The organism is Pseudomonas sp. 5Vm1k (assembly GCF_056161485.1).
This window is the reverse complement of the sequence record NZ_JBSPCZ010000014.1, coordinates 195,391-204,512: the sequence shown is the minus strand read 5'-3', so window position 1 is coordinate 204,512 and position 9,122 is coordinate 195,391. Positions and strand designations below refer to the sequence as shown.

The window sequence follows — 9,122 nt, the reverse complement described above, 5'->3', positions numbered from 1 at the left end:
GATGCCCCCTGATGGACACCGTAGCGAGGGTACATTGAGCGAAGCGAGATGCCGTACGCCGGGGCGAAGCCTTTTGCTTACTTTTCGGCGTCTGGAAAAGTGAGTCGCTGTAAGAGCGAAACCATAATCAGCCATCACCGCAGCAACGGATATTCACCCAAACCCCCAACCCCCAACCCCCAAATCAGCCATCACCGCAGCAACGGATATTCACCCAAATCCCCAACCCCCAAATCAGCCATCACGGCAGCAACGGATATTCACCCAAATCCCCAACCCCCAAATCAGCCATCACCGCAGCAACGGATATTCACCCAAATCCCCAACCCCCAAATCAGCCATCACCGCAGCAACAGATATTCACCCAACCCCCCCAAACCCAAATCACCCCACCTAATACCCCATCATTCACCCCAACCCCCAAACCCCCAGGTTAACAAAACATAACGTGGCGTCGATTGTCAGACCTTTCCAAACCCCGATAGGATAAGCCAGCTTCCGAAGGGGCTCTAGATTGCAGGTTTCAGGACTATGCTCCAAACCACTCAATCACCAAGAGCACCCTTACGGCGCCCTGAAAGGTTGAACGACCTAACAATAATAATGGGGGAAGGTCTATGAGTGAGCCTGTCATGGGTGTGGGTATCTGCCGCCCGCCGGCATTACGCAAATTCGCGTTGCTGGCTACAGCGCTCTCGCTGTTGGGCTGTGCCATGTTATCGGCACCGGTGATCGCCGCTGACGCGCCGGCCGCCGATGTTGTGTATTCCGTTGAATCCGCCAAGGCTGCCAAAAGCCTGATGCTCGATGTCGTCCACGCCGGCAAGCGCCTGGTGGCGGTCGGGGATCGTGGGCACATTCTGTATTCCGATGACCAGGGCTCAACCTGGACCCAAGCCAAAGTTCCAACCCGACAACTGCTGACGGCGGTGTTTTTTGTCGACGACAAACACGGCTGGGCTGTCGGCCATGACGCGCAAATTCTCGCCAGCGAAGACGGCGGCGTCACCTGGACCAAACAATTCGAAGACCTGAAACGCGAAGCACCGCTGCTCGATGTCTGGTTCAAAGACGTCAACAGCGGCTTTGCCGTGGGTGCTTATGGTGCGTTGCTAGAAACCACCGACGGTGGCAAAAACTGGGAAGACGCCAGTGATCGCCTGGACAACGAAGACCAGTTCCACCTTAACGCCATCACCGCCGTCAAGGACGCCGGGCTGTTTATCGTCGGTGAGCAGGGCAGCATGTTCCGCTCTGCTGATTGGGGCCAGACCTGGGAAAAACTCGAGGGCCCGTACGAAGGTTCGCTGTTCGGCGTGATCGGCACCGCACAACCAAACACCCTGCTGGCCTACGGGCTGCGCGGCAATCTCTACCGCTCCACGGATTTCGGTAGCACCTGGGAACAAGTTCAACTCCAGGCTGCGCGCGGCACGCTGGAGTTCGGCCTGTCCGGCGCCACGTTGCTCGACGATGGCTCCATCGTGATCGTCGGCAACGGTGGCTCGGTGATCAGCAGCAGCGACAACGGCGAAACCTTTACGGTGTTCAATCGCCCGGACCGGATTTCCGTGTCGGCGGTCACCTCGGCAGGTAACGGCAATCTGATTCTGGCAGGACAGGGCGGCGTTCGCGCCACTTCGCCAACCGGCGCCGAGCTCAGCAAATAAGCCGGGCCACATAATAAGAAGGGCGGAGCTATGACATCCATGACAAGTCATCACCAAGACAAGGCGACGTTTCTAGAACGCCTGATTTTCAACAACCGCCCGGCAGTGATCGTCATCTGCCTGCTGGTGAGTATCTTCCTGTTCTGGCAGGCGACGCTGATCCGGCCGTCCACCAGTTTCGAAAAAATGATCCCGCTCGAGCATCCGTTCATTCAAAAGATGATGGAGCACCGCAACGATCTGGCGAACCTCGGCAATACCGTGCGGATCTCGGTGGAAGCCACTGACGGCGACATCTTCTCCAAGGAATACATGGAGACCCTGCGCCAGATCAACGACGAAGTGTTCTACATCTCCGGCGTCGACCGTTCCGGTCTCAAGTCGTTGTGGAGCCCGAGCGTGCGCTGGACCGAAGTGACGGAGGAGGGCTTCGCCGGTGGTGAAGTGATCCCGCAAAGCTATAACGGCTCCCAGCAAAGCCTCGACCTGCTGCGCAATAACGTACTCAAGTCCGGCCAGGTCGGGCGCCTGGTGTCCAACGACTTCAAGTCGAGCATCGTCGACATCCCGCTGCTGGAGTCCTACCCGGACCCGCAAGACCAAGGCAAGTTGCTGGCCCTGGATTACCGCAAGTTCTCCCACGAGCTGGAAGAAAAGATCCGCGACAAGTTTGAAAAACAGAACCCTAACGTCCAGATCCACATCGTTGGTTTCGCCAAGAAAGTCGGCGACCTGATCGATGGTCTGGTGATGGTGGTGATGTTCTTCGGCGTCGCCTTCGTCATCACCCTGATCCTGCTGTACTGGTTTACTAACTGCATGCGCAGCACCGTGGCGGTGTTGAGTACGACGCTGGTGGCGGTGGTCTGGCAACTCGGCTTGATGCACGCCTTCGGTTTCGGGCTTGATCCGTATTCGATGCTGGTGCCGTTCCTGATCTTCGCCATCGGTATTTCTCACGGCGTACAGAAAATCAACGGCATCGCCTTGCAGTCCAGCGAGGCCGACAACGCCTTGACCGCCGCACGGCGGACCTTCCGCCAGTTGTTCCTGCCGGGGATGATCGCGATTCTCGCGGACGCAGTGGGTTTCATCACGCTGTTGATCATCGACATCGGCGTGATTCGCGAACTGGCCATCGGCGCGTCCATCGGCGTGGCGGTGATTGTGTTCACCAACCTGATTCTGCTGCCGGTCGCGATTTCCTACGTCGGCATCAGCAAGCGTGCGGTCGAGCGCAGCAAGAAAGATGCGCACCGCGAGCACCCGTTCTGGCGCATGCTGTCGAACTTCGCCAGCCCGAAAGTTGCGCCGGTGTCGATTGCACTTGCCCTGATCGCCTTCGGCGGCGGCCTCTGGTACAGCCAGAACCTGAAAATCGGCGACCTCGATCAAGGTGCTCCAGAGCTGCGCCCGGACTCGCGCTACAACAAGGACAACAACTTCATCATCAGCAACTACTCCACCAGTTCCGATGTGTTGGTGGTGATGGTCAAGACCAAGCCCGAAGGCTGCTCGCGCTATGAAGCCATGGCGCCAATCGACGAGCTGATGTGGAAGATGCAGAACACCGAGGGCGTGCAGTCGGCGATTTCGCTTGTGACCGTGTCCAAGCAGATGATCAAGGGCATGAACGAGGGCAACCTGAAATGGGAAACCCTGTCGCGCAACCCGGACGTACTGAACAACTCCATCGCCCGGGCTGATGGCCTGTACAACAACAGCTGTTCCCTGGCGCCGGTGCTGGTGTTCCTCAACGACCACAAGGCCGCGACCCTCGACCGTGCAGTGCATGCGGTGCAAGACTTCGCGAAGGAAAACAACAAGGACGGTCTGGAATTCATCCTCGCCGCCGGTAACGCCGGGATCGAAGCGGCGACCAACGAGGTCATCAAGGAATCGGAGCTGACGATCCTGATCCTGGTGTACATCTGCGTCGCGACCATGTGCATGATCACCTTCCGTTCCTGGGCGGCGACCTTATGCATCGTGCTGCCGCTGGTGCTGACCTCGGTACTCGGCAATGCACTGATGGCCTTCATGGGCATCGGCGTGAAAGTCGCGACCTTGCCGGTGGTGGCGCTGGGCGTGGGGATTGGCGTGGACTACGGCATCTACATCTACAGCCGCCTCGAAAGCTTTCTGCGTGCCGGCCTGCCGTTGCAAGAGGCGTACTATCAGACGCTGAAATCCACCGGTAAAGCCGTGCTGTTCACCGGTCTGTGCCTGGCCATCGGCGTGTGCACTTGGATCTTCTCGGCGATCAAGTTCCAGGCCGACATGGGCCTGATGCTGACCTTCATGCTGCTGTGGAATATGTTCGGCGCACTGTGGCTGCTGCCAGCGCTGGCGCGGTTCCTGATCAAACCGGAGAAACTGGCGGGGCAGAAAGGCAATTCGCTGTTCGCTCACTAAACATGCAGCGAACACTCCTTTGGGAGCGAGCCTGCTCGCGAATGCGGACTGACATTCACCGTTGATGTCGACTGACACACCGCTTTCGCGAGCAGGCTCGCTCCCACAAGGGATCTTCAACGGGGCTTAAAAAGCCGCAACCTCAGGTTGCGGCTTTTTCATGGGTGATCACCACGGTTTCAGTTTGGCTCCAATGGCAGGAAACGCTCCCGGGCTAGCGTTTCGCTGATAGCGCCGTGATAGATCTCGATTTTCTGTTTCGGATCTTTTGCGCTGGCTAGAATCGATTCGTAGGTTTCGAAGCGTTGCTCCACGGTTTTCAAATGAGCTGTCGTGTAAGTGGCTTTGTCGTCCAGCAAGCCGGCATAGTGAAAGTGTGCGTACCAGACAGGGGCATCATCAGTGTCCCGCAGGGCGTATTCCTGCATGAAATCCCGGCGTCCGGTCTTTAGCTGCACACGGCTGCCGATGGCCTCGACGTGAATCACATCGTGTTGCAACAGATATTCCACACCCTCGCTGCTCGGCGCTTGATCCAGCGTCATGCGGGCGCGCAGCTCCGTTGCCTTCCTTTCGAGGACCTGTGCCTTGCCCCGTAGCTCGGCGACCAGAGCCGTATCTTTTTCATTGCCCGACGGGGCGTTCTCGTGGTTTTCCAGCTTATCGGCAAACCCGGTGAGCTTTTTCGCCTCGCGTTGCAGTTGCTCTTCGATTTCCTTGGGCGAACTCGCGCGTTGAGCATAACCCTCTATCTTGAGCACCTGATCATCAACCTTGGCGAGGGTTTTTCGGGCATCGCCCTTGAGCAGCGGGTAGGCAATCGATGAGGCTTTGAGGGATGGCTCTTTGGCTACGACCATCTCCACCCAGTCATCATCATGTTGATGGAACGAGATCAGGGGCTTGTCGTCCAGTGGGCCGTTGATATCGACGATGTCACCACCCTGATCGGCTATGCGTGGGCGCAGATCCCCAATCAACATGCCTTTGGCGGTTTTAATGACTTTTTTTCGGCTGATCGAAGGAGACGTGGTGTTGGTTTTTTTCCGCTCCGCACCCGCACCTTTGGAGGTGCCGGCCGCTGCCTGGCCGGATGCCGCAGACGATTGTTGCTGTTGCGAGGCGATCTGTTGAACCTCGTCAGCCAGGCGCTGTTCGGCATCGAGGCGCAGTTGGTGAATCAACGTTCGCAGGCGGTGGAACGCCGACATGACCAACTCATCGACCCTGAAGATTTCGATACTGCCCAGGGCATCCTGCGCTGTGCTGTAGTGATGGACCAGACTGTCCAGCACGGCAATGCGATCACTGCGTTCATACACGTGGTCGGTCTGCAGCTCGGCATGGGACCGGGCCAGCATCAGCAGCGGTTTGACGGCCATTTCCAGAGCGTCATTGGTCTCGGTTCCCAGGGTCTTGACGCTGAGGATCCGCAAGATAACCAATTGATAGGACTTGACTCGCAGGGCCGTAAGTTCATTTTCCGGTCGGTCCTTGTTCAATTCCTTCAAGGTCTTGGCACCCAGCAGCGGGATCTGTTCAAGCTCTTCGATCCGACTGTCGATCTCTTCGTAAGACCGGATCATGGTTTCATTTATTTCACCGGTTGTGCGGATGAAGTCGAAGTATCGCTTCACCACGGCTTCGCCTTCGATAGACAAGGCTTCATAGAGTTGCTGCACATTGCTGGCGAACTCGTTGTACCTGGCATTGGCGGCGGTTCGCGCGTCATCGGCCTTCACAATCCGTTTGCGAATATTCTTGATGATGTTGCCCAGTACATCGCAAACCAGCGAGTGGTCCAGGGGAAAGTCCGTCAGCTCGCTGGTCTCCCGCAGTCCGTCAAGCAATGTGGTATAGCCGTCAGTCTGCTTGTCGAGTTCGACGACATAACGCTGCGCGAACGTCGTACGCTCTTGGTCGGTGCTGGTGGGGGCGTTGTCTTTGAGGTCCATCAGGTTCTCCGCAATATCGACACGCTTTTGCGTCCGATCCTGCTGTGCGAAGAACTCCTGACGCCATAGGGCCAGCTCTTTAATGCGCTCACGTCTGGCTCTGCGTGCGTCGGCTATGCGTATTTTCGGGCCGCCACCGACCAGTTGCAGGCCCTGATCCAGCATCCATTTGCCACGGCCATTGGTTCTGAGCTTGATTCCTGGGTGGTCAGGGTGATCCGGCGTCACCAGGAAAACCTCGCCGAAGCCCGGCACGATCCGCACGCGAAACAGCAGGCCGGCGAGGGTGGCGTGCCATTTATTGTCGATTCGGTACAGGCCCTGGAAGGCGCCGATGGAAACCGGTTCCGGTAGTGAGTCCGGCCATGGCACCCGCACCGCTTTCAGTTGTTCGAACAATCGAGCGGTGGCCGAGTCACGTGCCGACGACAAGTTGAAATCCAGCAGGGTGTGGCCGCTGCCCGGTGGCTCTGACGGTAGTCCCGGTGTTGCCTGGGTCACCACGCGTTCATCTGCAATGTGGGGCAGGGGCCGTCGCAGTGAATCGAGGGCAACGGGTGTTTGCAGGGAGGCAATCGGGTCATCGACTGCGCCTCTGTTCTGCGCCACATGCAACAGCACCAACCCCAGGTTCAGGAGTACGTCGACCCAGGCCTGCTCCCGGGCCGTGACGTCATCACTGTCCAGGGCGGGAAGGTCCTGAATCAGACTGTGGGTGATTTGCAGCATCCAGCCCACCAGCATGGCCGGGCCGCGCAGCATTGGCAGAATCAAGTTGTTGAACACCAGCCAGCCGCCTTCGAGAATGATCACCCAGCGACTCTCGGCGTTGGACACCGACTGTCGATCAGCCTGTTCCACCAGCGCATTCGCATTGCTTTCAAATAGCTGGGCCAGCAGGTGACCCTTTTGCAACGCAGTGAGCCATTCGGCGCCGGCTTCGTCACCCACCAGCATCGCCGGTCCCGGCTTTTCCGGGAGCGCGAACTCATCGCCGGGATGAAAATGCACAATGTGCGGTTCGTTGAAGCCGTTGTTGTCGTAGATCGGGCGTGCGCGATCGGGCAACCAGGTCAGTACGCTGGTCTGCAGTGGGCCCGGTTGTGCGATGGCGCTCAGTAGCGCTTGCCGGCTCGGGTATTGCTGCAGCGCCGGCATGTACATCGGCCGATAGAGAATGTGCGGGCCATCGGCCTTCAAGTCCCGTGGCTCGATGATGAACAGGTTGCTGGCCACGTCCCACTCGGCGTTGGTTTTTCTCTGGAACGCCAATGGGCGCAGGACAACCTCCTGGTCATCGACGAAGCGTTCGGCGGTGGTCTTGTGCATCAGCGCCGCGACGTAGCGGTAACCCTGGCGGGTGAAGCCTTGTTCGGCCTTGATCGACTGTTCGAGCGCAAGCATTGGCAAGCTAATGGCCAGTTCCAGACTGAACAGTCGCTGGCGTTCCCGCGCTTCGGGCGTGTCGGCCAGCAACTCGGCGCGAATGTATTCGGGGTAGTGTTTGCCGACGTCGACCCGGGTCACCAGTTCCAGCAGATAGGCCTCGGTGGTCCAGTCCTGGATCAGTTGGCCTGCGGTGTGGCGTATGGTCATCCGGCCTTTGGGTTTGCCTGCCAGGTTCTTAATGGCCAGCTCGGTCAGCGACATTGTCAGGGGGGCGATGTAGCCACTGCCGAGGTCGCCGACCGGCACATGGACGGTCAGTTCCAGTTCGTCAGGGTTGTACCCGGGGGCTTGCGGCTGGTCCAGCAGCATCTGTCGGTGCAAGGATTTCTTGGCAAAGCTGTGAAGGTTATCGATGCCGGCGTGGAATGTGCTGCCAAGGTTTTGTTGCTTGATGCTGGCGTGTTCCAGCACATGTTTGCGGTAAGCCATGCGATCGATGGCGCCGGCGCTTTGCAGCCACTGGGGCAGGTTTGACTCGATGTGCTGGAAGAGCATCGGGCTCGCGGTCTGGGTGGGCGACGGAGTGACAAATAGCGCCGCTACATCGGTGATCGCGGCGAAGCGTTTTTCCAGCTCGTCGACCGGTAGCCCGGCGGGCAGCTTGAACGCGGCCAGATCGTCCAGTTGCTGGTTCAGGATCAGGGCGGCCTGGGTGTCGAAGATATTGCCGTCCGGCTCAAAGCGTTTCCAGGTGATGGAATCGACCATGAATGCCTGTTGAAACCGTGCGCCCCAGGCTTTACCGAAAGCGTCCATGGTTGGAAACGCTTCGATGCTGCCGGTCACGCTGCACAGCAACAGGATTTCACCGCAGCCCACCAGTAGGTCGGGGCTCTGCAGGCTGACCGATTGCTGATCGATGTCCAGGGTCGTTTCAAGGATGTAGGCATGGATAACGCCTTTTGCCCAAGGTGCCTGGAGGCGCTCCTGTTTGTCGGGATGGCGGGTCAGTTCATTAAGGATCTCGGCTTGCAGCGTGTTGGTCGGCGAATGAAGGACCGCCGCCGTTTTCAGCACCCCGTTCAGCAGATCTCCCAACCACTGCCAGCGGCTGGCCCCGGCCTCGAAGGGCTCATTCCAGTAATCACTCAATGCTTCCTGAAAAGCGACGCCCACAATGGCCGGCAATTCACGAATGACGCCGGCGATTACTTGCATGTCCGGTTCGCGTTGGCTGGTGCTGTCGAGGGTCAAGTGGGTCGGTGCCCTGTTGGTCAGGAAACAGGCGCGGCCATATTGTTCGCTGAGCACCGGTGGCTTGCCGTTTGCCATGTATGCGAGCACGACATCCAACAGCAGGATGAGCCGCCAGCCACCCTCGGGGAGTGGTTGTGCGAGGCGGGTTCGGTAGGGGTCGAAATCCAGTGGCGGGTATTTTTCCAGCAGGTCTTCCTTGAGCAGGCTGGCGGTTACCGAACGCAGGGTCGGGCGAGTGCTGAACCGGGCACTGATTGTTCGGGCAATGATGCCGGTGGAATCGGCTGTGACAGTCGATGATGAAACGGTGGGCATGATGCAATCCTTTGCATGGTTGAGGCCCTGAACATAAAGTGTCGGCGAGTGAGGTGTGCGGTATCCGGTTACCGCACAGGCGTCGATTGAATGGGGTATGGCGCGCGCGCAGAAACAAAAA

The 9,122-nt window shown here is 58.5% G+C and carries 3 protein-coding genes; 2 read left to right on the top strand and 1 reads right to left on the bottom strand.

The window, feature by feature from the left end; all coding sequences use genetic code 11:
- The first annotated feature begins 617 nt into the window (after window positions 1–617).
- On the top strand, window positions 618–1,670 hold the full coding sequence (locus tag ACWIKB_RS24850) for a WD40/YVTN/BNR-like repeat-containing protein (RefSeq protein ID WP_475270110.1): 1,053 nt from the start codon (window positions 618–620) through the stop codon (window positions 1,668–1,670).
- A gap of 39 nt (window positions 1,671–1,709) precedes the next feature.
- On the top strand, window positions 1,710–4,085 hold the full coding sequence (locus tag ACWIKB_RS24845) for an efflux RND transporter permease subunit (RefSeq protein WP_475270108.1): 2,376 nt from the start codon (window positions 1,710–1,712) through the stop codon (window positions 4,083–4,085).
- A 179-nt stretch (window positions 4,086–4,264) separates the two neighbouring features.
- Here the strand turns inward: ACWIKB_RS24845 and ACWIKB_RS24840 are convergent, their stop codons facing one another.
- On the bottom strand, window positions 4,265–9,001 hold the full coding sequence (locus ACWIKB_RS24840) for a dermonecrotic toxin domain-containing protein (protein WP_475270106.1): 4,737 nt from the start codon (window positions 8,999–9,001) through the stop codon (window positions 4,265–4,267).
- Window positions 9,002–9,122 lie beyond the last annotated feature (121 nt).